Here is a 22,935-nt window from a genome sequence, read left to right on the forward strand (position 1 = left end):
AAAAAGGCAGGCCTCTTGCGAGTGCCTGCCTTGTTTGTTCAAGCGACAGCTTAGATAACAACTGTTTGATGCTCGTCGCCTACGCGGGCGCGGATGGTGCCGATGCGCGAGACGGTTTCGCCGGCCGCTTGCAGCTGGGCGATGGCGGCGTCGGCGTTTTCCTGCGAGACGATGACGGTCATGCCGATGCCGCAGTTGAAGACGCGGTGCATTTCGGCGTCAGCCACGCCGCCGTGCTGTTGCAGCCACGTGAACAGCGGCGGCATGGTCCATGCCTTCGAGTCCAGTTCGGCCACCAGGCCAGGCTGCAGCACGCGCGGGATGTTTTCCACCAGGCCGCCGCCGGTGATGTGCACCATGCCCTTCACTTCCATGGCATCCATCAGCGCCAGCAGCGGCTTGACGTAGATGCGCGTCGGCTGCATCAGCACGTCGGCCAGCTTACGGCCATGGAAGTCGCCTTCCAGGTCCGGCTTCGCCACTTCGATGATCTTGCGCACCAGCGAGTAACCGTTCGAGTGCACGCCCGACGAGGCCAGGCCCAGCACCACGTCGCCCGGAGCGATCTTGGTGCCGTCGATGATTTTCGATTTTTCCACGGCGCCGACGGCAAAGCCTGCCAAGTCGTATTCGCCGGCCGGGTACATGCTCGGCATTTCCGCCGTTTCGCCGCCGATCAGCGCGCAGCCCGCTTGTTCGCAACCCTGGGCGATGCCCTTGATGACGTCGGTGGCAATCGCCACGTCCAGCTTGCCGCAGGCAAAATAGTCGAGGAAGAACAGGGGTTCGGCGCCTTGCACCAGGATATCGTTGACGCTCATGGCGACCAGGTCGATGCCGACCGTGTCGTGGCGGTTCAATTCGAACGCCAGGCGCAATTTCGTGCCCACGCCGTCGGTGCCCGAGACCAGCACCGGTTCCTTGTACTTCTTGCTGATTTCAAACATGGCGCCAAAACCGCCCAGGCCGCCCATCACGCCTTCGCGCAGGGTGCGCTTGGCAAACGGCTTGATTGCTTCGACTAAAGCGTCGCCCGCGTCGATATCGACGCCAGCGTCACGGTAGGAAAGGGAAACATTAGAAGTCTGGTTCATGGTGTGGGGGCAGCGGAGGCGGTAAAATAGAAGGCGGATACCCGCCGGCACGCGCGCGCGTGGATGTTTTTGACACCCTGCGACAGGCGGCCAGCCGGTGAATTCGGTCGATCAAGACGCTATTTTATCAAACTGCCCCCACAATTTCGTAATTAACTGCCTTTTTTTAACGCAACAGCCCAAACCCCATGCCATTTCCGATCACCGCCGAACAGAAGCAAACAGCATTTTGGATCGCGGTCTGGCTGGCATTTCTGCTGTTGCTGGTCAGCCTGGGCCCCATCCTGACGCCCTTCCTGGCGGCGGCCATCCTCGCCTACGTGCTCAATCCCGGCGTGGACCGCCTGCAGCGCCTGCACTACAAGCGCCTTTATGTGCCGCGCCCGCTGGCCGTGCTGGTCATCGTGGTGTTGTTTTTCCTCGCCATCACGGCGCTGGTGCTGATCGTCGTGCCCGTGCTGCAAAAGGAAATCCCCCTGCTGCAGGCACAGATTCCCCAGTTTCTCAGCAAGGCGAATGACTTCCTGGCGCCAAAGCTGCGCGACCTGGGCATCCGCGTGCGCCTGGACGGCACGGGCATCAAGCGCATGCTGAGCCAGCAGATGGCCACCAGCGGCGATGAAATCTGGAGCACCGTGCTGGCCTCGGCCCGCATCGGCGGCACGGCCGTGCTGGGCTGGCTGGCCACCGTCGTGCTGATCCCCGTGGTGCTGTTCTACCTGTTGCTGGACTGGCACCCGATGCTGGCGCGCATCGCCGGCGCCGTGCCGCGCCGCTGGGTCGGCCGCACGGTGGGCATGGCGCAGGAAGTCGATACCCTGCTGGCGCAATACCTGCGCGGCCAGCTGCTGGTGATGCTGGTGCTGGCCACGTATTACTCGGCGGCGCTGGCCATCGCCGGCTTCGAGGTGGCATTGCCGGTGGGCATCATCACGGGCTTGCTGGTATTCATTCCCTACCTGGGCTTCGGCCTGGGCCTGATGCTGGCCCTGATCGCCGCCCTGCTGCAGTTTGCCGACTGGAGCGGCGTGATCGCCGTGGCCGTCATCTACGGCTGCGGCCAGGTCATCGAAGGCTTTTTCCTCACGCCGCGCCTGGTGGGCGAACGCATCGGCTTGAATCCGCTGGCCGTGATCTTCGCCTTATTGGCCTTCGGACAATTGTTCGGTTTCGTCGGCGTACTGCTCGCCTTGCCCGCTTCTGCCGTCCTGATGGTCGCTTTTAAGCATCTTCGGCGCCACTATCTATCCAGCACCTTCTATAATGCATAGTAAAAGCGGATATCATATCAACCTGGCAATACCAATGATGCACAAGCAGTAATGAAAAACAGGACAAGGCGTACGCCATGAAACAACTGGTGCTCGATTTAGGCACAGACCAGGCGCACAGCCTCGATACCTTCGAGGTGGGACAGAATGCCGAAGTGGCGCAGCTGATGCGCCAGTTCGCCGCGCGCACGTCGCGCGAGCATTTTGCCTATCTGTGGGGCGAACTGGCCGCCGGCAAGAGCCATCTGCTCAAGGCCCTGGCCAGCACCGAGCGCGCGCGCTACATTTCGCCATTCTCGATCGAGTCCGAATTCGTGTATTCGCCCGAGGTGGACCTGTACCTGCTCGACGATTGCGAAAAGCTGTCGCCGCTGGCGCAGATCGACGCCTTTGCCCTGTTCAATGAAATCCGCGCCAACAAGGCCTATATGGTGTGCAGCGGCGCCGTGCCGCCGGCCGTGCTGCCCGTGCGCGAAGACTTGCGCACGCGCATGGGCTGGGGCCTGATCTACCAGATCCACGGCTTGACGGACGATGAAAAAATCGCCGCCCTGACCCAGGCGGCCGCCACCCGCGGCTTGACCTTGTCGCCGGGCGTGTTACCCTATCTGCTGTCCCATTTCCGGCGCGACATGCGTTCGCTGTCGACGATGCTGGACTCTCTTGACCTCTACTCCCTGGAAACCCAACGCCCGATCACCTTGCCTTTATTGCGCGAGTTGCTGCAGGCGGAAGCGAAAGAATGATGAATCTGGCCCTGTTTGACCTCGACCACACCCTGCTGCCCATTGACTCGGATCACGAGTGGGGCGAATTCCTGGTACGCATCGGTGCCGTGGACGCCGCCGAATTCACCCGCCGCAACAACGAATTTTTCGCGCAATACCAGGCCGGCACGCTCGACCCGGTGGAATACCTGGAATTTTCGCTGGGCACCCTGGCGCAATTCCCGCGCGAACGCCTGGAAGCGCTGCACCGCCAGTTCATGGCCGAAGTGGTCATGCCGGCCATCCGCCCCGAAGTCGTGGCGCTGCTGAAACAGCACCAGGACGCGGGCGACCTGCTGGCCATCGTCACGGCCACCAACCATTTCATCACCAAGCCCATCGCCGAAGCACTGGGCGTCGAGCATCTGCTGGCCGCCATGCCCGAATACGACGACGCAGGCAATGTCACGGGCAAGCTGCTGGGCACGCCCACCCTGGGCGCGGGCAAGCTGACCCACACCCATGCCTGGCTGGAAAAGATGGGCAAGGAGCTGGGGCAATTCGAGCGCAGCTATTTTTACAGCGATTCGCACAACGACATTCCGCTCATGTCCGTCGTGACCCACCCTGTCGCGACCAATCCCAATGCCGCCTTGAGCGCACACGCATCCCTCCACGGCTGGCCATCACTCCACTTATTCAATGATTAAAAAATTCATCCGCAAGATCCTCGGCGTTAAAAAAGAGGCAGCGCGCGACACCACGGCACCTGTCGTGCTCGGTCCCGCGCAACACGGAATCGACCCGAAACTGGTGTCGTCGAATGCCATCCGCGTCACCAGCAGCCTGCAGGAAGCGGGCTTCGAGGCCTTCGTCGTCGGCGGCGCCGTGCGCGACCTGCTGCTGGGCGTGAAACCGAAAGACTTCGACATCGCCACCAACGCCACGCCGGAACAGGTCAAGCGATTGTTCCGCCGCGCCTTCATCATCGGCAAGCGCTTCCAGATCGTGCACGTGATGTTCGGCCAGGACCTGCTGGAAGTGACCACCTTCCGCGGCGCCGGCGCCGACTCCGCGCCGAAGGATGAACATGGCCGCGTCCTGCGCGACAACACGTTCGGCTTGCAGCACGAGGACGCGCTGCGCCGCGACTTCACCATCAACGCCATGTACTACAACCCGGCCACGCAGGAAGTGCTGGACTACCACGGCGGCGTGGAAGACATCCGCGCCAAGACCTTGCGCATGATCGGCAAGCCGGAAGAGCGCTACCGCGAAGATCCCGTGCGCATGCTGCGCGTGGTGCGCTTCGCCGCCAAGCTGAAATTCACCATCGAGCCGCATACGGCCGCGCCGATTCCCGTGATGGCGCCGCTGATCAACAACGTGCCGGCGCCACGCGTGTTCGACGAGATGCTCAAGCTCCTCATGAGCGGCCACGCGCTGGCCTGCCTGCAGCAGCTGCGCAAGGAAGGCTTGCATCACGGCCTGCTGCCGCTGCTCGACGTGGTGCTGGAACAGCCGCTGGGCGCGAAATTCGTCACCCTGGCGCTGGACGCCACCGACCAGCGCATCGCCGCCGGCAAGACCGTCTCGCCAGGCTTCCTGTTTGCCTCGCTGCTGTGGCACCAGGTGCTGGAAAAATGGACGGCCTACCGCGCCGCCGGCGAATCGACCATCCCTGCGCTGCACCTGGCGGCCGACGACGTGCTCGATTCGCAAACGGAAAAACTGGCACTGCAGCGCAAGATCGGCTCGGACATGCGCGACATCTGGTCGATGCAGCCGCGCTTCGAGCGCCGGGTCGGCAAGGCGCCATACAAATTGCTGGAACACCTGCGCTTCCGCGCCGGCTACGACTTCCTGCTGCTGCGCTGCGCCTCGGGCGAGATCGACATGGACATCGGCGAATGGTGGACGGCGTTTTATGAAGGCGACGAGGAAACGCGCGAAGCGCTGCTGGTCAGCGCGAATGCCGCGCCGGGCGCCGTCAAGAAGAAGCGTCCGCCACGCCGCAGCACGCGCAGCAAATCGGCTGGCGGCGGTGGCAGCACCACCGGCAGCACCAGCGGCGAGTGAACGCAGTCATGCAGCCAGTAAGGGAAGTTACCGCCTACATCGGCATCGGGGCGAATTTGGGCGACGCGCGCGCGAATGTGCAGGAGGCGATCGCGCGCCTGGCGCGCCTGCCCGGCGCGTCCCTGGTGGACGCCTCGCCCAGCTACCGCACGGCGCCCATCGATTCGAGCGGCGACGACTATATCAATGCCGTGGCGCGCATCACGACCACCCTGCCGGCCGAGGCATTGCTGCAAGCGCTGCACGCCATCGAGGCGGCGCACGGGCGCGAGCGGCCTTACCGCAACGCCCCGCGCACCCTGGACCTGGACTTGCTGCTGTACGGCGACGAGCAGATCGCCAGCGCCACCCTGACGGTGCCGCATCCGCGCCTCACCGAGCGCGCCTTCGTGCTGGTGCCGCTGCTGGCCCTGGCGCCCGCCATCGCCGTGCCCGGACTCGGTCCGGCGCAACGCTACCTGGCGGGCGTGGCCGACCAGGCCATCAGCCAGCTCTGAGCCGCCGCGCCAGACATACACTACAATGCCGCCCCTGCACGCCGCCATATAAAGTACTACACTAGCGGCGTCGCAATAGCATCACCCCCCTTTCACTCTAGAGAATACCTATGTCCGCTTATTTGCAAGGAACAGATCTGGCCGCAAAAGACAAGGCCGCCACACCGGCGCCGGCGCCATCCAAGCCTGTCGCCAACAAGGCCGTGACCATCCATACCCTGGCCACGCTGCGCGCCGCCGGTGAAAAGATCACCATGCTGACCTGCTATGACGCCAGCTTCGCCTCCCTGATGGACCGCTGCGGCGTGGAGATCCTGCTGATCGGCGATTCGCTCGGCATGGTCTGCAATGGCCACAACTCGACCCTGCCCGTCACCGTGGCCGAACTGGCCTACCACACGGCGTCCGTGGCGCGCGGCAGCAAGTCGGCCATGATCATGTCCGACCTGCCGTTCGGCGCGTATGGCACCCCTGAAACGGCGTACGCCAACGCCGTCATCCTGATGCAGGCGGGCGCGCACATGATCAAGATCGAAGGCGGCGCCTGGCTGGCCGAGACCGTCCGCTTCCTCACCGAGCGCGGCATCCCCATCTGCGCCCACATCGGCCTGACGCCGCAATCGGTGCACCAGCTGGGCGGCTATAAAGTGCAAGGCAAGAGCACGGAAAGCGCCGCCGAACTGAAGAACGACGCGCTGGCGCTGCAGAACGCGGGCGCGGCCATCGTGCTGATGGAAGCCATGCCATCGCAGCTGGGCAAGGAAGTGACCGACATGCTGACGATTCCGACGATAGGCATCGGCGCCGGTCCCGACTGCTCTGGCCAGGTCCTCGTCATGCACGACATGCTGGGCGTGTTCCCGGGCCGCAAGGCGCGCTTCGTGCGCAACTTCATGGAAGGCGCGGCCAGTATCGACGACGCCGTCACCGGCTATGTGAAAGCCGTCAAGGATGGCAGCTTCCCGGCGCTGGAACACTGCTTCTGATGGTTTGATTGGAGTTCACGGTTATTCGCTGAACCCCACAGCAACTACCGGGGTCAGACCCTCAGGGTCTGACCCCAGCCCTTCGTTTGGGGTTATCTGTAATTCACCCCACCTGTATCCACGTCGTCTTCAGCTCCGTGTACTTGTCCAGCGCGTGCAGCGACTTGTCGCGCCCGTTGCCCGACTGTTTATAACCGCCAAATGGCACGGTGATGTCGTCGCCGTCGTACTGGTTGACGTGCACGGTGCCCGCGCGCAGGGCGCGCGCCGTCTGGATGGCCTTGGTGATGTCCGAGGTCCACACGGCCGCCTGCAAGCCGTAGGGCGTGGCGTTGGCTTGCTGGATGGCTTCGGCGAGCTCCGTAAAGCCCAGCACGGACAGGACCGGGCCGAAGATCTCTTCGCGCGCGATCGTCATGCCGGCGTCCACGCCGAAGATGGTCGGCTGCACGTAGTAGCCGCCCGTATCCGTGCGCACGGCCTCGCCGCCGCCCAGCAGCTGCGCGCCTTCCTGCTTGCCGGCCGCGATATAGCCCATGACGGTTTGCATCTGCGTGGCGTCGACAATCGCCCCCATGACGGTGGCTTCATCGAGCGGGTCGCCGGGCTGGAAGCGGGGCAGCATGGCCAGCGCCCTGGCGATAAACTCTTCCTTGATCGATTCCTCCACGAACAGGCGCGACGGCGCATTGCAGCTTTCGCCCTGGTTGAAGAAGATGGAGCCGACGGCGGCCGCCACGGCCTTGTCCAGGTCCGGGCAATCGGCGCAGACGATGTTGGCGGACTTGCCGCCCAGCTCCGTCCACGCCCGTTTCAGGTTCGACTGGCCCGCCATCTGCACGATCAATTTGCCCGTGCGCGTGGACCCCGTAAAACCGATGCAGTCGACATCCATGTGCAGCGCCAGCGCGGCGCCCGCCTCGTTGCCGTAGCCGGGCAGCACGTTGAAGACGCCGGGCGGCACGCCCGCCTGCAGCGCAATGTCGGCCAGGCGCAGCGCCGTCAGCGGCGATTTTTCCGACGGTTTCAATATCACGCTGTTGCCGGCGGCGAGCGCGGGCGCGATCTTCCAGGCGGCCATGATCATCGGGTAGTTCCACGGCACGATGGCGGCGACGACGCCCACCGGTTCGCGCGTGATGAGGGCCAGGCTGTTGGCGGGCGTCGGGGCGATTTCATCGTAGACCTTGTCGATCGCCTCGCCATACCAGCGCAGGCAGTTGGCGGTGGCGCCCACGTCCACGCTCTGGCTGTACTTGATCGGTTTGCCCATGTCCAGGGTTTCCAGCAGGGCCAGCTCGGGGCCGTGCTGCTGCACCAGGTCGGCGAACTTGATCAGTATCCGCTTGCGCTGCGCCGGCGATTGACCGGACCAGCGGCGGTCGTCGAAGGCGGCGCGGGCGGCCAGCACGGCCGCGTCCACGTCGGCGCCATCGCAGCGCGCCACCTGCCCCAGCAAGCGCCCGTCGATGGGCGAGAGATTGTCGAAAGTCTGGCCGGATATTGCCCCTGTCCGTTCGCCGTTGATGAACGCGCGGCCATCGATCGTGAGCGCTGCGGCCCGTGCATGCCAGCTGGTGTTTTCCGTCATCGTCGTCTCCTCGAAGGTGAAGACGCCAGCTTACTCCTGATCCGCCCCATATGCCGCGGACAGTTGCTTGCGCCGTCTGCGGTCGGCACGCGCCAGCATCACTGCATACACGATCACGGCAAGCGTCACGGCCAGGATGGTCAGCGCGGCGATCGCGTTCACGCGCGGGTCGAGTCCCAGGCGCGCGCGCGAGAAGATCACCAGCGGCATCGTCGTCGAGCCGGGACCGGACAAAAAGGCCGACAGCACCACGTCGTCGAGCGACAGGGTGAACGTCAGCAGCCAGGCCGAGGCGAGCGCCTGCGTGATGTTCGGCAGGGTCACGAGGAAGAACACCTGGTGCGCGCGGCAGCCCAGGTCCATGGCCGCTTCGGCCAGCGACTTGCTCATTTCCTGCAGGCGCGACTGCACCACCACGGCCGCATACGCCATGCCCAGCAGGGTGTGGCCCAGCCAGATGGTCAGCACGCCCCGTTCGGGAAAGCCGAAGACCTTTTGCATGGACACCAGCATCAGCAGCAGGGACAGGCCGATGATCACTTCCGGCATCACCAGCGGCGCGCTGGCCATGGCGGAAAACATGGTGCGGCCACGGAAGCGCTGGTAGTTCGTCAAGGCGAAAGCGGCGAAGGTGCCGAGGATGACGGACGAGGTGGCCGACATGAAGGCGATTTTCAGCGACAGGCCAAAGCCCGAGATGATCTCCGTGTCGTTCATCAACTCGCTGTACCAGCGCAGCGAAAAGCCGCTCCACACCATGTCCTGGCGCGAGCTGTTGAACGAAAAGACGATCAGCACGATGATGGGCAGGTAGAGGAACAGGTAGCCCAGCGAGAGCCAGCCGCGGCCGAACCAGCGCTGCAGGAAAGTACGACCGTTCATTGCTTCTCTCCCTGGTTCTGGTCCGTCTTGTATTTGTTAAAAATCGCCATCGGCACGAGGATCAGCAGGATCACCAGCACCGTCACCGACGAGGCCATGGCCCAGTCGTTGTTGGTGAAATACTCATCCCACAGCACCCTGCCGATCATCAGCGTTTCCGGGCCGCCCAGCAGCTCGGGAATCACATATTCGCCCACGGACGGAATGAACACCAGCATGGCGCCGGCGATGATGCCCGACTTCGACAGGGGCACGGTGATGCGCCAGAAGGCTTGCAACGGCGTGGCGCCCAGGTCGGCCGCCGCTTCCAGATAGCGCACGTCCATTTTCACCAGGTTGGCGTACAGGGGCAGGATCATGAACGGCAGGTAGGCGTACACCATGCCGACCACCAGCGAGAACGAGGTGTTCATCATGTGCAGCGGCTCGCTCACCACGCCCAGCGCGATCAAGAGATCGTTGAGCAGGCCGTGGTTGGCCAGGATGCCCTTCCACGCATACACGCGCAGCAGGAAGGAAGTCCAGAACGGCAGCATCACCAGCATCATCAGCACGGGGCGGATGGACGGCCTGGCGCGCGCCATGAAGTAGGCGAACGGGTAGCCGATGAAGAGGCAAATGGCCGTGGTGATGGCCGCGTATTTGATGGAGCTGAGGTAGGTGAGCAGATACAGTTCATCGGCGGCGATGAACAGGTAGTTGGCGATTTTCACCTTCAGCACGACGATGCCGTCGACATACGACAGCAAGCCGCCGAACGGGCTGCCCGCCGTGTCCATGTCGGACAGGCTGATGCGCAGCACGATCAGGAAGGGAACTAAAAAAGCCGCCGTCAGGAACAGTGTCGGCACGGCGATGACGGCGGCGCGCCCAGTGACCCAACGCAGGGCGACGAGCTTGCGCAGCGATTGCAGAATGGACGTCATGATGGCCTCAGCTGGTCAGCACGACGATGTCGGCGCCATCCCACCATAGCCACACGCGCTGTTCGCGTTCGAGGCGCGCGGCGTCGTGGCGGGCCGCGTTGGTGCGCGAGACTTTCACCACCGTGCCGCTGTCGAGGCGCACATGGTAGCTGGTTTCATTGCCAAAATACGCCATGGCGACGATCACGCCCTGGGCGCAGTTGTAGCCATGTTCCTTTGGCGACGCCCGCTCTTCCAGGGCAGGCGGCGCGCTCTGGATGCCGATTTTCTCGGGGCGCACGGCCACCGAGACATCCATGCCCAGGTTGCCCGTGATGCCATGCGCGACATAGTGGCGGCCGTCGGGCGTGTCGATGACCACGTGATCGGGTTCGTCTTCCGTGATGCGGCCGTCGAACAGGTTGACGCTGCCGATGAAGTCGGCGACGAAGCGGCAATTCGGCGTTTCGTAGATTTCACCGGGCGCGCCCACCTGCAGGATGCGCCCCTCGCTCATGACGGCGATGCGCGTGGCCATGCTCATGGCCTCGTCCTGGTCGTGCGTGACCATCACGCAGGTGACGCCCACCTGCTCGATGATGTTGACCAGTTCCATCTGCGTGCGTTCGCGCAGTTTTTTATCCAGCGCGCCCAGCGGCTCGTCGAGCAGCAGCAACTGCGGACGCTTGGCCAGGCTGCGCGCCAGCGCCACGCGCTGCTGCTGGCCGCCCGACAGCTGGTGCGGCTTGCGCTGCGCGTATTGGCCCAGCTGCACCAGCGCCAGCATCTGCTCGACGCGCGCCGCCACTTCCGCTTTCGGCAAGCCATCGCGGCGCAGGCCGAAGGCGATGTTGTCCCACACGGACAAGTGCGGGAACAGCGCATACGACTGGAACATCATGTTGATGGGCCGCTGATGGGGCGGCACGTCGACGATGCTGTTGCCCGCCAGCGCGATGCGGCCCGAGGTCGGCGTCTCGAAGCCGGCCAGCATGCGCAGCAGGGTCGACTTGCCGCAACCTGAACTGCCCAGCAGGGCGAAGATCTCGCCCTTGTTGATCGTCACGGAAATACCATCGACGGCGCGCACGCCATCGAATTCCTTGACCAGCTGATCAATCAGCAAGAAAGGCGCTTGGGCGTCGCTGGCCGACGCGGCAGGTGTTGCTATCGTCATGTGTGGGTAGCTTCTGGGTAAGAGGGTGTCAAAATGAAAAACTGGCCGCTACAAAGAGCGGCCAGGATGGAAGTTTAGCGGAACTGCCGCCATTGCGGTCCAAAAAAACTTGAGTTGGCGTCTATTTGGGTAAAAAACTGACACCACCCCAAGAGCCAACCCCGGGGTCGTACCCTGAGGGTACGACCCCAGCCCTTGCGTTTGGGTTCAGCCAGAACCTACACCCAGCCCTTCGCTTTCACATCCGCATACGTCTTGTCCAGGCACAGCCGTATTAGCGCCACCATCTCATCGATCTGAGCGCGCGTCATGACCAGCGGCGGGGCGACGATCATGCGTTCGCCCACGGCGCGCATGATGACGCCGTTGTCGAACATGTGGCCGCGGCAGATCATGCCCACACCTTGATCCTCGTCGAACAGCTCGTTATCGTGCACGCTGGCGCCCTTGCGGCGCACCAGGTTCAGGCCCGCGACGAGGCCGCAGCTGTCCGCGTAACCGACCAGCGGATGCCCGGCCAGGCTGGCGAAGCACTGCTTCAGGTAAGGTCCCGTGTCGTCGGCCACCTTGGCCACCAGCTGCTCTTCCTCGATGATGCGGATGTTTTCCAGCGCCGCCGCGCAGGCCACGGGGTGGCCCGAATAGGTAAAGCCGTGCGTGAATTCGCCGCCCTGCTCGATCAAGACCTTGGCCACCCTGTCGCCCACCAGCACCCCGCCCAGCGGCACATAGCCCGAGGTGACGCCCTTGGCAAAGGTGATCAGGTCGGGCTTGATGCCGAACAGTTCGGAGCCGAACCAGCGCCCCAGGCGGCCAAAACCGCAGATGACTTCATCGGCGATGAGCAAGATGCCGTACTTGTCGCAGATGCGCTGGATTTCCGGCCAATACGTCGATGGGGGGATGATCACGCCGCCCGCGCCCTGCACCGGTTCGCCGATGAAGGCGGCCACCTTGTCGGCGCCGATTTCCAGGATCTTGTCTTCCAGCCAGCCGGCCGCCTTCAAGCCGAAGGCTTCCGGCGTCAAGCCGTGGCCCGATTCCAGGTAGTTGGGCTGGCCGATATGCGCGATGCCCGGTATCGGCAAGCCGCCCTGTGCATGCATGCCATCCATGCCGCCCAGCGACGCCCCCGCCACCGTGCTGCCGTGATACGCGTTGTGGCGGCTGATGATGGTATGCCGCTCCTTGTGGCCGAGGATATCCCAGTAGCGGCGCACCATGCGCAAATTCGTGTCGTTGCCCTCGGAGCCCGAGCTGGTGAAAAACACGTGCTGGAACTGCGGCGGCGATATCTGCGCCAGCTTGGCCGCCAGCTGCGCGGCCGGCACGTTGGTCGTGCCAAAGAAGCTGTTATAGAAGGGCAGCGTCTCCATCTGTTTGTACACGGCTTGCGAGATCGACGTGCGGCCATAGCCCACATTCACGCACCACAGGCCCGACATGCCGTCGACGATCTTCTTGCCCTGGCTATCCCACAGGTAGACGCCGTCGCCGCGCACCATCACCCTGGCGCCCTTGCTTGCCAGGTCCTGGAAATCGGTGAACGGATGCAGGTAGTGGGCCGAGTCCATTTTCTGGATGGCGGCCGTGTCATACACCTGCGGCGCCGCGTTTTTCTGCGCCACGGACGATACAAATGCGGCGCTCGGCGCCAGCGGATTGTTGGATGTGCTCATGCGTGTTCCTTTTAAACGTGTAATAACAGGTGTTCGCGCTCCCACGGACTGATGACGGTCATGAATTCCTGGTGCTCCAGGTCCTTGATGGCCGCATACACGTCGATGAAGCGCTCGCCCAGCACCGTGCGCAGCTTGTCTTCCGCGCGCAGCAGCTGCAGGGCTTCGGGCAAGCCTTGCGGCAGCTCGAACTTCATGTCATAGGCGCTGCCCACCATCATCGGCGTCGCTTCCAGCTGTTCCGTCATGCCCAGGTAGCCGCAGGCCAGGGTGACGGCCAGGGCCAGGTAGGGATTCGCATCGGCGCCGATGATGCGGTTTTCCACGCGCCGGTCCTGCACGCCCGACTCGGGCACGCGGAAGCCCACGGTGCGGTTGTCCAGGCCCCACTGGATGTTGATCGGCGCGGCCGTGTGACGCACGATGCGGCGATAGGAGTTCACATACGGCGCGACGATGGCCATGGCCGACGGCATGTAGCGCTGCAGGCCGGCGATGTAATGCTTGAAGATGGGCGCGGCCGAACCGTCCTCGTTGCTGAAGATGTTCAGGCCCGTCTTCGCATCGACGACGCTCTGGTGCACGTGCATGGCGGACCCCGGCTCGCCGGCCATGGGCTTGGCCATGAAGGTGGCGTACATATCGTGTTTTAACGCCGCCTCGCGCAGGGTGCGCTTGAAGAAGAAGACCTTGTCGGCCAGGCCCAGCGGGTCGCCGTGCAGGAAGTTGATTTCCATCTGTCCCGCGCCGATTTCGTGGATCAGCGTATCGACGTCAAGGTTCATCAGTTCGCAGTAATCGTAGATATCCTCGAACAGCGGATCGAATTCGTTGACGGCGTCGATGCTGTACACCTGGCGGCTCGTCTCGGCCCGGCCGCTGCGCCCGATGGGCGGCTTCAATGGCAGGTCGGGGTCCGTGTTCTTCGCCGTCAGGTAGAACTCCAGCTCCGGCGCCACCACGGGTTTCCAGCCCTTGTCCGCATACAGTTTCAGCACGCGCCGCAGCACGGAGCGGGGTGCAAAATCGACCAGCGCGCCATCGGCAAAATAGCAGTCGTGGATGACTTGCGCGGTGGGATCGGTCGCCCACGGCACCATGGTGATGGTGGTGGGATCGGCCTTCAAGATCATGTCGCGGTCGGTGCTGGAAATGGCGCGGTCGTAGCCGCCATCGTCGACCGGGTAATTGCCCGTCACCGTCATGCCCAGTACCGCTTCCGGGATGCGCATGCCGCGCTCCTGGGTGAATTTCCCGCGCGGCAGGATCTTCCCCCGCGCCACGCCCGTCAGGTCGGGCACCAGGCATTCGATTTCCGTGACGCGCTTTTCATTGAGCCACAAATCCATATCCGTATAGGTGAAATTTTCGCGTATTGCCATGTTTCCCTCTCGCTGGTCTTGATCAAACACCGCGTGCTGCGGGCGGTGCGCCTGTCATTCTGTCTTTCTGTGCTGCTCCTGGTAATCGCGGCAAGCCTGGCCGAAGGCGCCGAACAGGCGCAAGGATTGCGGGTTGTCCTCGACCTGCCATTCCGGGTGCCATTGCACGGCCAGCGCAAAGCCGGCGGCGCTGGCCACCGTATACGCTTCCACCAGGCCGTCATCGGCCAGCGCTTCCACCAGCAAGCCATCGGCCAGCCGGGCGATGCCCTGGCCGTGCAGGGAATTGACCATCATCTCGCTGTCGCCGCCCAGCAAGCGCGATAGCAGGCCGTCGGGCATCAACTTGATGCGGTGCGCGGGCGCGTACTGGCGTTCCAGCGGATCGAGCACGTTTTCGCGGTGATCCATCATGCCCGGCACGGCCTGCACGGCCTGGTGCAGGCTGCCGCCCAGGGCCACGTTGACTTCCTGGAAGCCGCGGCAGATGGCCAGCAGCGGCAACTGCGACGCCAGCGCGGCGCGGATCAGGGGCAAGGTGGTGGCGTCGCGCGCAGGGTCCTGCGGCAGCTCGGGATGCAGGATGTCTTCGCCATAAAGGCGGGCATCGACGTTCGAGGCGGAACCGGTCAGCATGACGCCGTCGGCAATGTGCAGCGCCGCCGCCAGGTCGGCATCGGCGCCCAGGGCGGGCAGCAGCAGCGGCATGCAGCCGGCGCCGTGCAGCACGGCGTGCAGGTATTTGTCCTGTGCCATGTGCCAGGCATGGCTGCCAAGCTGGCGCTGGCAGGCGGGAACGAGAACGATGGGACGGCGCATACAGTGCTACCTCGCTGGCGTGACAATCCAATGGCAGCGCCATGACAGCGCTGCCGCTCGCTTCACTGTACAGCAGAGCCGGTAGAAACGGCCACACGTGGCCAACAGGGGCCCACATCGCCTACACTACGGCTTTGCAATATTGCACTTAGTAAAATCATCATATGCCCGTCCGGCGCCAAACACCAGCGCCACAGGCAAAGCCGCCTATTTTTCCATGCATCCACACCACTGTTCCGTTCCTTCCAGCGCCGTTTCCACCCTGCGGGGGCAGCCATGAAGCAGATGCCATGGCGCGATTTCTTCGCCCTCGTGGTCAGCATCGGCGTGGTCGGACTGGGCCTGGGCGCCACCATGCCGCTCACCGCGCTGACCCTGCACCAGCGCGGCGTGGGCACGGATATCATCGGCATGATCACGGCCGTCAGCGCCCTGGGCATCCTGGCCGCTTCGCCATTCGTCTCGGGCTGGGTGGGACGCTTCGGCGCGCGCGCCACCATGCTGGGCGCCGTCTGGGTGGCAGCGCTGGCGACGATCGCCATGCAGTTCAGCGACCATCTTCTGGCGTGGAGCGTGCTGCGTTTCCTCTTCGGCGGCGCCATGGGCGTGCTGTTTACCATCGGCGAAGCATGGGTCAACCGCCTGGCGCCCGACAATTCACGCGGCAGGGTGGTGGCCATGTACACCACCAGCTTTACTTTCTTCCAGCTGATCGGCCCCGCCCTCGTGGCCCTCTTCAACGACAAGATTTCATGGAGCTTCGCCGCCTGCGGCCTGCTGTTCCTGCTGGCCGTGCCGGGCCTGATGCTGATCTCGAACAGCGGCCCGGAAAGGGAGCCGGAAGAGCATGGCGTCAAATGGACCCTGATCCTGCCGCGCATGCCGATGATCGTGCTCGGTGCCGCCTTCTTCGCCCTGTTCGACACCCTGGCATTGAGCTTGCTGCCCCTGTATGCGATGGAACACGGCATCGGCACGGACCTGGCCCTGCTGTCGGCCACCGTGGTACTGGTGGGCGACACGGGCCTGCAATTCGCGCTGGGCTGGATGGCCGACCGCTTTGGCCGCGCCAGGGTGCACGCGGGCTGCGGCGTGGCCGTCTGCCTGCTGCTGCCGCTGCTGCCGTTCGCCGTCGGCACGCCGTGGCTGTGGTGGACCCTGCTGCTGTTGCTGGGCGCGGCGGCGGGCGGCATCTACATGCTGGCGCTGGTGGCCTGCGGCGAACGGTTTACGGGCCTGTCGCTGACCAGCGCCAGCGCCATCGTCAACGCCACCTGGGGTATCACCAGCGGCGGCGGGCCACTGCTGACGGGCGTGCTGATGCAGTCCGTGGGCGTGAACGCCCTGCCGGCCGTGATGTGGGTGTGCTGCGCCATTTTCGTCGGCAGCGCCGTGTGGGAGCGCAGGAAGGGAATCGTCTAGCGTTTTTTACTTCTTTTCCAACCGCTGCCGCAGCTCCTCGGCCACCGGATAATCGGGATAGGCCAGCCGGAACGCGGCCCATTCCTCGTGCGCCAGCGCGCCCTCGCCCGCCTTGAGCAGGGCGTCGATCTTCACCAGCCACACGGCGGCGTCGAGCCTTGCCGGCGGCGGCAGCGGCGCGGCGCGGGCGGCGACGGGAGCGGGCATGGCCAGCGCGCGCTGCGCGGGCGCCCGGCGCTGCAGGGTCGATTCATCCTGCATGGCGGCTTTCTGCTCCATCTGCGCCTGCATCTGCTGGCCCATTGCTGCGGCAGGCGGCGGTGGTGGCGCCGGGGGTGCCAGCTCGGCCTGCGCCGCAGGCTTCGTTGGCGTCCTGGCCTTCGCCAATGGCGCCGGCGCCACTGGCGAAGGGGGCGCCGGCGGCGCGGAATCTTCTGCGGCAGGCGCAGGCGCCACCGCCTGCGTGGCCGGCTCGCCGACCACGGGGAACTGCGCCGGCTTCGAGCCGAACCAGTCCACGCCGATCAGGTTGACCGTCAGCAGCACGGCGGCGGCGAGCCCCAGCGGAATGCGCCAGCGCTGCAGGTGGTCGGGGGCTTTCTTCACAGGCAGGGTGCGCAGCGCGCCATCGGCGCTGTCGTTGGCCGCTGCCGGCTGGTGCACGGCTTTTTCCGCGTCGGCCAGGATGGCCGCATCGAGCGCGCTGGAAGGCGCCGGCTGCGGCAGGCTGGCCAGCAGCGCGTTCAATTCCGCGTCATCGGCTTCGTCGTGATCTTGATCGTGCGTAGTCATGCCTGTCCTCCCGTGCCTGCCGCGCCATCCAACTGGGTCCGCAATTTCTGCATGGCGTAGCGCAGCCGGCTCTTGACGGTTTGCGCTTCCGTCTCCGTCACCACGGCGATATCCTGGATGCTCATGCCGCTGAACTGCTGCAGCACCAGCGCTTCCTTTTGTTCCACCGGCAGCGCGGCGATGGCCGCATGCAGGCGCGCATGCTGCTGCTTCTGTTCCAGCGACCGCTGCGGCGATGCGCCCTCGTCCGGCAGTTCGCCCGCTTCCTGTTCCTGCCCTTGCCGCTGGCGCAGCAAATCGATCAGCCGGTTGCGCGCAATCTGGTACAGATAGGTGCGAAACGCCGCCTGCGGCTGGTAGCCGGCGCGCGCCGCATGCAGGCTGGCCCACGCATCCTGCACGATCTCGTCGACCCACGCGCGGCGCGGCGAACGCCAGGCCACGAAGCGGTACAGGCCCTGGCTGTGGCGCCGGTACAGTTCGCGAAACGACGGCAGGTCGCCGGCGCCGTAGCGCAGCATCAGGTCTTCATCCGTGGCGGTGAGTAAAGTGTCGGGCATGCGAAGCAGTGTAGCCGAACTGCGCGGCAGCGACAATTTCTGTCCGCCGTCAGCGTGCGGCTGGTGCATAGCTGATGCGGCGCACTTCGCGGATCTGTCCCTCCCTGAGCGCCCCTTCCACCAGTTCATAGCCGAGCAGGGCGAAGACGCGGCCCTGCAGGAACAGCGGCCGTGCATTGCCATACCAGTCCACGCACGATGCGCGGCAGCCGTCGTCCGGCGCCGGACCGGGACGCGCCGCCAGCGCGCCCAGTTCCGTCAAGGTCAAGCCGCTGTTGCGCAGATACAGGACGGAGGCGGCTGAACGGTTCAAGCCGGGCCGCTCGTCCGCGCCCAGGATGGGCAGGCCGAGCAGACCCTCATTTTGAGCTTGCGGCTTGTAGAAGAAGCCGTGGCTGCGCGACTCGCCCTGCGCCGCGTCGGCGCGGATGTAGCGCGTGGCGACGGCCGCCTGCGGCCCCAGGCGGATGCTGCTGAAATGCAGATCCCTGCCCTGCGCGCCGATCACCACGGCGTCATCGCCCAGCGCCTCGATGCGTTCCACGCCATGCGGCAGGGACAAGGCTTGCACGCTGCCCGCATCGGCCCAGCGCACGGCATACAGGGGCTGGCGCGGCCAGGCCTGGTCGGCCTTGCGGCGTCCGGCATTGCCCGGATTGCCATACAACAGATACGCCCCCACGTAGCGGTTCTGCAGCCCGTAGCCGCCACCGCCGGGCAGCGGCCGGTAGCTGCCGGCCGGCGCACTGTCGCGGCCATCGGAAAACGACGCCAGTGGCACGCGCAGCAGCGCCATGTCGCCGCGCCCGCGCGCGCCATCCCACATGGCATCGCCCTGGCCCTCGGCGCGCAGCAGCACGTTCAGGTGGCCGTCGCCGCTCTCCAGGAACGAGAACTGGTCGACGGGCGCGCCGGCCACCTTCAGGGCGCTGGGCGCCGAGCCGTCGAGGGGAATGCGGAACACGCCCGAGTCGCTGCCCCGGCGCGTGGTCCACACGAAAACGGACTCGCCCGACACGTAAAACACGCGGCCCTGCGGCCCCATCACGGCCGTCGCTGCGCAGCGCATGTCGCGCTGCGCCAGGTCGCAGACGGTCACCGTATGCAGGGTCACGCCATTGCCCGGCTCCAGCTCGTCGTCGGTGCGGTAGATGTGGGTGGCCGGGGCGATGCGCTTGAAGTCCGATGGCACGGCGTCAGGGCGCCAGCGGCGCAGGGCGGGAAAGCCGCCGAAGATATCACCGCGGCGAAAATCCAGCGACAGGGGCGAATAGAACACCAGCTTGCTGCCGATCAGGCGGCTGGCGTAATTGCGCGACGAGTAGTAATCGTTGGAGCGCAAGTGATACGTGGCACGGTAGGCCAGCTTGCCGTCCGCGTTGATGTCGAACAGGCCGATTTCCGTGCCGCCACGGCTGTAGCTGTAGCCGATCACCGCGACCGTGTCGCCATCGACCAGCATCTCGTCGTACCAGCTGCCGGACGGGTCGGCCCCCGGCGCAAATGCGTCGAGCGAAGCGACGGGCTGCAGGGCATTGCCGCCCACCTGCACGGTGAACAGCTTGCCGCGCCGCAGGATCACCAGGTGCTTGCCATGCAGCTTGACGATGCCGCCTTCGTCCACGCCCGTCGTCTGCACATTGGTGACGGATTCGGCCGCCTCCGCCGATGCCGCCGGCGCCGGCGCCGCTTTCGCCACCATCGGCGCGGGGGCAGCCGGCGGGGCCGCCGCCATGGACTGCGCCGTGGCGCGCTGCAGTTGCCGCTGCTCCCTCTGCAATGCCGCCTGGCGCGCCTGCAGCTGCCGCAGGTAGTTGCTCAAGGCTTGCTCGCTGGCGAATGGCGCCAGGGTTTTCCTGGGCGCCGTCCCGGCGGCGTGGCTGGCCGCCGACAGCAGCAGGGACAGTATCAAGGTGATCGTGCGGGCGCTGGACATCGCTTCTTCTCCGGTTGGCTGGGGTGTCCAACATGAAACGCGGCGACGCAGAAAAAGGGGTTAAATGCGCGTCGACCTCTTCTGCAAGTTGTCGCCTTACTCGAAACCCCGGATGCGGTCGCCGTTAAAATTCGGCAGGCGCCACTCGAAATGCAGGGCCAGGAAACGGAACAGGAAGCCGGCGCCGATCGACGCCAGTTGCGCCACCGAGCTGTCGACCTTGAAGTACAGCAGGCCGACATACAGGCTGCCCGTAAACAGGGCCACGGTGGCATACACTTCGCGCTGCAGGACCAGCGGAATCTGGTTGCACAGGATATCGCGCAGCAGGCCGCCAAAGACGCCCGTGATCATCCCCGCCAGCACCACGATGGCAGGGTGCATCTTGGCCGACATGGCGATGTCGCAGCCGATCACGCAGAACGCCACCAGTCCCAGGCCGTCGACCAGCAGGAACACCGTGCGCAGGTGGTGCAGGTAGCGCGCCACCACGGCCGTGACAACGGCCGCGCCCACCGTAAACAGCAGGTATTCGGGATGCGCGATCCAGCCCAGCGGGTAGTGCCCCAGCAGCACGTCGCGGATGGTGCCGCCACCGAGCGCGGTGACGGTGCCGATCATGCAGATGCCGAACAAATCCATGCCGCGCCGCATGCCCATGATGGCGCCGGACATCGCTTCGGCGACGATCGCCACCAGGTAAATCGTATATAACAGCATGCTCTTACTCTTCCGAAAATGATTTGAGAATTTGTTCGCGTTCGCGCGCTTCGCTCAGGGTGCGCGCCTCGTGGCCAGCGCCGCTGCTGCCCCGCTCTTCGCCATTGGCCAGGCGCGTATCGGCGTTATCTGCGCCACTGCCGCAGCTGACACTGCTGTGGATAAAGGCGAAGTTATCCTTCAGGCAGTCGCCGGCCAGGTATTCGGCGTACACGTAGTCGCCGTCGAGCAGGGCCAGGCCTTGCGGTTCGGCCAGCACCTGTTCGCGGCGGCCCTGCACGGCCACCTGCATGTAGTCGCGCCAGACGGGCAGCGCCAGGGTGCCGCCGGTGGCGTTGCCCAGGCTTTTCGGCTGGTCGTAGCCGAGCCAGACGACGGACACCAGGCCCGAGGAATAGCCGGCGAACCAGGCGTCGTACGCATTGTTCGAGGTGCCCGTCTTGCCGGCCGCGTCGCCGCGTCCCAGCGCCAGCGCGCCGCGTCCCGTGCCGCTCTTGACGACGTCGCGCAGCATGCTGTCCATGACGTAGGCATTGCGCGTGGAGATCACTTGGGTACCGGGTGCCGGCTCGCCCTTGGCGCGTGGCGCCGCATCGGAAAACAGCACTTCTCCGCTGCGGCTGCGCACTTCCTTGATCAGCTTTGGCGGCATCTGCAGGCCGCCATTGGCGAACACGGCATACGATTGCGCCAGCTGCAGCGGCGTGACGGCGCCCGCCCCCAAGGCCAGCGGCAGCGACACGGGATTGCGCGCGCTCTCGAAACCGAAGCGCGTGGCGTAGTGCTGCACGTAGCCGGGACCTGCCGCCTGCATCAGGCTGACGGCCACCAGGTTTTTCGAGCGCACCAGGCCGCGCCGCACGCTGATGAAGCCTTCGTAGTTGTTGCCGTAATTGCGCGGGCGCCAGGGCTGCGCGCCCGTTTCCTGCGGCAGCAGCAGGCGCTGCGTGTCATCGACTGACGTGCCGGGAAAATATCCCTTTTCCAGCGCCGCCGAATACACGAAAGGCTTGAAGCTGGAACCGGGCTGGCGGTAGGCCTGCGTGGCGTGGTTGTAGTGGTTGCGGTAGAAATCGAAGCCGCCCGCCATGGCGACGATTTCGCCGCTGTGCGCGTCGACGGAAATGAGCGCGCCTTCCATCTCCGGCAGCTGGCTCACCAGCCAGCGGTTTTTCGCCGCCTCGTGCACCACGCGAATGACGCTGCCCTCGACGATGGCGCGCTTGCCATCCCACTGCAGCTTTCCGCCCAGGCGCGCATCCGATGCGGTGAGCACGATCTCGTCGCCATTGCGCAGCTGCGCCTTGATCTGGCGCGCGCCGGTGGTCTCCACCTTGCGCACGAGGGCGGCGCGCAGTTCGCCGCTGTCCGGGTAGGCGGCCAGCCGGCGCGCCACGCTGTCTTCGGAAGCGGCCAGGCGCGCTTCCGGGCCGCGATAGCCGCGGCGCGCCTGCGCATTCAATAGCCCATCGCGCAGCGCCTTGTCGGCCGCGCGCTGCGGCGCCATGCGGATGGTGGTGGTCACGTCCAGGCCCATGCTGTAGGCGCCTTCCGGGTAGCTTTGCACAATCAGCTGGCGCGCTTCCTCGACCGCATACGCGGCCGCGTGCACGGAGCTGTTGCGGTCCTTGTTCAGGGCCAGCTTTTCCGCCACGGCGGCCGTGTATTCGGCCGGCGTGATGTAGCCCAGTTCGCGCATGCGCTGCAGGATGTAATGCTGGCGCACGGTGGCGCGCTGCGGATTGGCGACGGGGTTATAGGCCGATGGTGCCTTCGGCAAGCCGGCCAGCATGGCCGCCTCGGCGATGCTGACATCGGCCAGCGGCTTGTCGAAATAAATGTTCGAGGCGGCGGAAAAGCCGTAGGAACGCTCGCCCAAATAAATCTGGTTCATGTACAGCTCCAGCAGCTTGTCCTTGCCGTAGTGCTGCTCCAGCTTGTAGGCGAGCAGCATCTCCGTCAGCTTGCGCTGCACGGTCTTTTCGCGCGACAGGAAAAAGTCGCGCGCCACCTGCATGGTGATGGTGCTGGCACCCTGCGCATGGTGGCCCGTGACGACGTTGGCCAGGGTGGCGCGCGTCAAGCCATAAAAGTCGACGGCGCCGTGTTCGTAGAAGCGCGCATCCTCGATGGCCAGCAGCGCCTGGCGCATGCGCAGGGGGATGTCCTTCAAGGACAGGAATTCGCGGCGCTCTTCGCCGTATTCGGCCAGCAGCTCGCCTTCGCTGGAGAGGATGCGCAGCGGCAGCGCGGGCTGGTACTGGGCCAGGTGCTCGACGGCGGGCAAGTCCTGCCACGCCTGGCGCAGCCAGTAGCCGCCCGCCAGCGCGCCGGCCAGGCCCAGGCCCAGGGTCAGTCCCAGGCCGAATTTGAGGTTGCGCGCCAGTTGCGACTGCGGCTTGCGCGTGGTGGTGTCGTTCGCTTGTGCTTCCATGT

20 protein-coding genes are annotated in these 22,935 nt (G+C 65.1%); 7 read left to right on the top strand and 13 right to left on the bottom strand.

Going from position 1 to position 22,935, the window contains the following annotated elements; translation table 11 throughout:
* Positions 1 to 50 precede the first annotated feature (50 nt).
* Positions 51 to 1,094, bottom strand: coding sequence for a phosphoribosylformylglycinamidine cyclo-ligase (gene purM / locus BM193_RS14300; protein ID WP_092796783.1), 1,044 nt, complete (start codon positions 1,092 to 1,094; stop codon positions 51 to 53).
* Between the two features lie 188 nt (positions 1,095 to 1,282).
* Between purM and BM193_RS14305 the strand changes: the two genes are divergently transcribed.
* The 6 genes from BM193_RS14305 to panB all read left to right on the top strand — a co-directional run bounded on the left by BM193_RS14305 (position 1,283) and on the right by panB (position 6,634).
* Positions 1,283 to 2,365: an AI-2E family transporter gene (locus tag BM193_RS14305; protein ID WP_092796786.1), complete on the top strand. Its 1,083-nt coding sequence runs from the start codon at positions 1,283 to 1,285 to the stop codon at positions 2,363 to 2,365.
* Between the two features lie 77 nt (positions 2,366 to 2,442).
* On the top strand, positions 2,443 to 3,111 hold the full coding sequence (gene hda / locus BM193_RS14310) for a DnaA regulatory inactivator Hda (RefSeq protein ID WP_092796788.1): 669 nt from the start codon (positions 2,443 to 2,445) through the stop codon (positions 3,109 to 3,111).
* Positions 3,111 to 3,782 (top strand): histidinol-phosphatase, encoded by a 672-nt coding sequence (locus tag BM193_RS14315; protein ID WP_092797210.1) that lies wholly within the window; start codon positions 3,111 to 3,113, stop codon positions 3,780 to 3,782. The genes hda and BM193_RS14315 overlap by 1 nt, the downstream gene beginning before the upstream one ends.
* Entirely contained in the window at positions 3,775 to 5,151 is a 1,377-nt protein-coding gene (gene pcnB / locus BM193_RS14320) for a polynucleotide adenylyltransferase PcnB (protein ID WP_092796790.1), read from the top strand. Before BM193_RS14315 ends, pcnB begins: the two co-directional genes overlap by 8 nt.
* 8 nt (positions 5,152 to 5,159) lie before the next feature.
* Positions 5,160 to 5,648, top strand: coding sequence for a 2-amino-4-hydroxy-6-hydroxymethyldihydropteridine diphosphokinase (folK, locus tag BM193_RS14325; protein ID WP_092796792.1), 489 nt, complete (start codon positions 5,160 to 5,162; stop codon positions 5,646 to 5,648).
* 110 nt (positions 5,649 to 5,758) lie between these two features.
* Positions 5,759 to 6,634, top strand: a complete 876-nt coding sequence (panB, locus tag BM193_RS14330; RefSeq protein ID WP_175533282.1) for a 3-methyl-2-oxobutanoate hydroxymethyltransferase — start codon at positions 5,759 to 5,761, stop codon at positions 6,632 to 6,634.
* A gap of 103 nt (positions 6,635 to 6,737) precedes the next feature.
* Here the strand turns inward: panB and BM193_RS14335 are convergent, their stop codons facing one another.
* The 7 genes from BM193_RS14335 to BM193_RS14365 all read right to left on the bottom strand — a co-directional run bounded on the left by BM193_RS14335 (position 6,738) and on the right by BM193_RS14365 (position 15,069).
* Positions 6,738 to 8,225, bottom strand: a complete 1,488-nt coding sequence (locus BM193_RS14335) for an aldehyde dehydrogenase (protein WP_092796794.1) — start codon at positions 8,223 to 8,225, stop codon at positions 6,738 to 6,740.
* A gap of 30 nt (positions 8,226 to 8,255) precedes the next feature.
* The gene (locus BM193_RS14340) at positions 8,256 to 9,107 is read right to left on the bottom strand and encodes an ABC transporter permease (protein ID WP_092796796.1); all 852 of its coding nucleotides are present in this window, start codon (positions 9,105 to 9,107) and stop codon (positions 8,256 to 8,258) included.
* Positions 9,104 to 10,033 (bottom strand): ABC transporter permease subunit, encoded by a 930-nt coding sequence (locus BM193_RS14345; protein WP_092796799.1) that lies wholly within the window; start codon positions 10,031 to 10,033, stop codon positions 9,104 to 9,106. The genes BM193_RS14340 and BM193_RS14345 overlap by 4 nt, the downstream gene beginning before the upstream one ends.
* A gap of 7 nt (positions 10,034 to 10,040) precedes the next feature.
* Positions 10,041 to 11,189 carry an ABC transporter ATP-binding protein gene (gene potA / locus BM193_RS14350; RefSeq protein WP_092796801.1) on the bottom strand — a complete coding sequence of 383 codons (1,149 nt, stop codon included), beginning with the start codon at positions 11,187 to 11,189 and terminating at the stop codon, positions 10,041 to 10,043.
* Between the two features lie 218 nt (positions 11,190 to 11,407).
* Positions 11,408 to 12,868, bottom strand: a complete 1,461-nt coding sequence (locus BM193_RS14355; RefSeq protein ID WP_092796803.1) for an aspartate aminotransferase family protein — start codon at positions 12,866 to 12,868, stop codon at positions 11,408 to 11,410.
* 11 nt (positions 12,869 to 12,879) lie between these two features.
* Positions 12,880 to 14,250: a glutamine synthetase family protein gene (locus BM193_RS14360; RefSeq protein ID WP_035822563.1), complete on the bottom strand. Its 1,371-nt coding sequence runs from the start codon at positions 14,248 to 14,250 to the stop codon at positions 12,880 to 12,882.
* Positions 14,251 to 14,304: 54 nt separating this feature from the next.
* On the bottom strand, positions 14,305 to 15,069 hold the full coding sequence (locus tag BM193_RS14365; protein WP_092796805.1) for a gamma-glutamyl-gamma-aminobutyrate hydrolase family protein: 765 nt from the start codon (positions 15,067 to 15,069) through the stop codon (positions 14,305 to 14,307).
* A 276-nt stretch (positions 15,070 to 15,345) separates the two neighbouring features.
* Here BM193_RS14365 and BM193_RS14370 point away from each other — a divergent pair, with 276 nt between their 5' ends.
* Entirely contained in the window at positions 15,346 to 16,491 is a 1,146-nt protein-coding gene (locus BM193_RS14370; RefSeq protein ID WP_092796807.1) for an MFS transporter, read from the top strand.
* Between the two features lie 6 nt (positions 16,492 to 16,497).
* Here BM193_RS14370 and BM193_RS14375 read toward each other — a convergent pair whose 3' ends face one another.
* From BM193_RS14375 to BM193_RS14395, 5 genes are all read right to left on the bottom strand, one after another.
* Entirely contained in the window at positions 16,498 to 17,283 is a 786-nt protein-coding gene (locus tag BM193_RS14375) for a hypothetical protein (protein WP_092796809.1), read from the bottom strand.
* Positions 17,280 to 17,843, bottom strand: a complete 564-nt coding sequence (locus tag BM193_RS14380) for a sigma-70 family RNA polymerase sigma factor (protein ID WP_254786140.1) — start codon at positions 17,841 to 17,843, stop codon at positions 17,280 to 17,282. The genes BM193_RS14375 and BM193_RS14380 overlap by 4 nt, the downstream gene beginning before the upstream one ends.
* A gap of 49 nt (positions 17,844 to 17,892) precedes the next feature.
* On the bottom strand, positions 17,893 to 19,779 hold the full coding sequence (locus BM193_RS14385) for a beta-propeller domain-containing protein (RefSeq protein ID WP_092796811.1): 1,887 nt from the start codon (positions 19,777 to 19,779) through the stop codon (positions 17,893 to 17,895).
* A gap of 96 nt (positions 19,780 to 19,875) precedes the next feature.
* Positions 19,876 to 20,499 (bottom strand): trimeric intracellular cation channel family protein, encoded by a 624-nt coding sequence (locus tag BM193_RS14390; protein ID WP_092796813.1) that lies wholly within the window; start codon positions 20,497 to 20,499, stop codon positions 19,876 to 19,878.
* A 4-nt stretch (positions 20,500 to 20,503) separates the two neighbouring features.
* Positions 20,504 to 22,933: a penicillin-binding protein 1A gene (locus tag BM193_RS14395; protein ID WP_092796815.1), complete on the bottom strand. Its 2,430-nt coding sequence runs from the start codon at positions 22,931 to 22,933 to the stop codon at positions 20,504 to 20,506.
* Positions 22,934 to 22,935: the final 2 nt, after the last annotated feature.

Origin of the sequence: Janthinobacterium sp. 344 (assembly GCF_900112025.1) — a bacterium.
Taxonomy (GTDB): Bacteria; Pseudomonadota; Gammaproteobacteria; order Burkholderiales; family Burkholderiaceae_D; genus Janthinobacterium.

What these genes read in the sequence shown, in the direction of transcription:
- purM (WP_092796783.1), bottom strand. Translation starts at nt 1,094, where the DNA reads ATGAACCAGACTTCTAATGTTTCCCTTTCCTACCGTGACGCTGGCGTC.
- BM193_RS14305 (WP_092796786.1), top strand. Translation starts at nt 1,283, where the DNA reads ATGCCATTTCCGATCACCGCCGAACAGAAGCAAACAGCATTTTGGATC.
- hda (WP_092796788.1), top strand. Translation starts at nt 2,443, where the DNA reads ATGAAACAACTGGTGCTCGATTTAGGCACAGACCAGGCGCACAGCCTC.
- BM193_RS14315 (WP_092797210.1), top strand. Translation starts at nt 3,111, where the DNA reads ATGAATCTGGCCCTGTTTGACCTCGACCACACCCTGCTGCCCATTGAC.
- pcnB (WP_092796790.1), top strand. Translation starts at nt 3,775, where the DNA reads ATGATTAAAAAATTCATCCGCAAGATCCTCGGCGTTAAAAAAGAGGCA.
- folK (WP_092796792.1), top strand. Translation starts at nt 5,160, where the DNA reads ATGCAGCCAGTAAGGGAAGTTACCGCCTACATCGGCATCGGGGCGAAT.
- panB (WP_175533282.1), top strand. Translation starts at nt 5,759, where the DNA reads ATGTCCGCTTATTTGCAAGGAACAGATCTGGCCGCAAAAGACAAGGCC.
- BM193_RS14335 (WP_092796794.1), bottom strand. Translation starts at nt 8,225, where the DNA reads ATGACGGAAAACACCAGCTGGCATGCACGGGCCGCAGCGCTCACGATC.
- BM193_RS14340 (WP_092796796.1), bottom strand. Translation starts at nt 9,107, where the DNA reads ATGAACGGTCGTACTTTCCTGCAGCGCTGGTTCGGCCGCGGCTGGCTC.
- BM193_RS14345 (WP_092796799.1), bottom strand. Translation starts at nt 10,033, where the DNA reads ATGACGTCCATTCTGCAATCGCTGCGCAAGCTCGTCGCCCTGCGTTGG.
- potA (WP_092796801.1), bottom strand. Translation starts at nt 11,189, where the DNA reads ATGACGATAGCAACACCTGCCGCGTCGGCCAGCGACGCCCAAGCGCCT.
- BM193_RS14355 (WP_092796803.1), bottom strand. Translation starts at nt 12,868, where the DNA reads ATGAGCACATCCAACAATCCGCTGGCGCCGAGCGCCGCATTTGTATCG.
- BM193_RS14360 (WP_035822563.1), bottom strand. Translation starts at nt 14,250, where the DNA reads ATGGCAATACGCGAAAATTTCACCTATACGGATATGGATTTGTGGCTC.
- BM193_RS14365 (WP_092796805.1), bottom strand. Translation starts at nt 15,069, where the DNA reads ATGCGCCGTCCCATCGTTCTCGTTCCCGCCTGCCAGCGCCAGCTTGGC.
- BM193_RS14370 (WP_092796807.1), top strand. Translation starts at nt 15,346, where the DNA reads ATGAAGCAGATGCCATGGCGCGATTTCTTCGCCCTCGTGGTCAGCATC.
- BM193_RS14375 (WP_092796809.1), bottom strand. Translation starts at nt 17,283, where the DNA reads ATGACTACGCACGATCAAGATCACGACGAAGCCGATGACGCGGAATTG.
- BM193_RS14380 (WP_254786140.1), bottom strand. Translation starts at nt 17,843, where the DNA reads ATGCCCGACACTTTACTCACCGCCACGGATGAAGACCTGATGCTGCGC.
- BM193_RS14385 (WP_092796811.1), bottom strand. Translation starts at nt 19,779, where the DNA reads ATGTCCAGCGCCCGCACGATCACCTTGATACTGTCCCTGCTGCTGTCG.
- BM193_RS14390 (WP_092796813.1), bottom strand. Translation starts at nt 20,499, where the DNA reads ATGCTGTTATATACGATTTACCTGGTGGCGATCGTCGCCGAAGCGATG.
- BM193_RS14395 (WP_092796815.1), bottom strand. Translation starts at nt 22,933, where the DNA reads ATGGAAGCACAAGCGAACGACACCACCACGCGCAAGCCGCAGTCGCAA.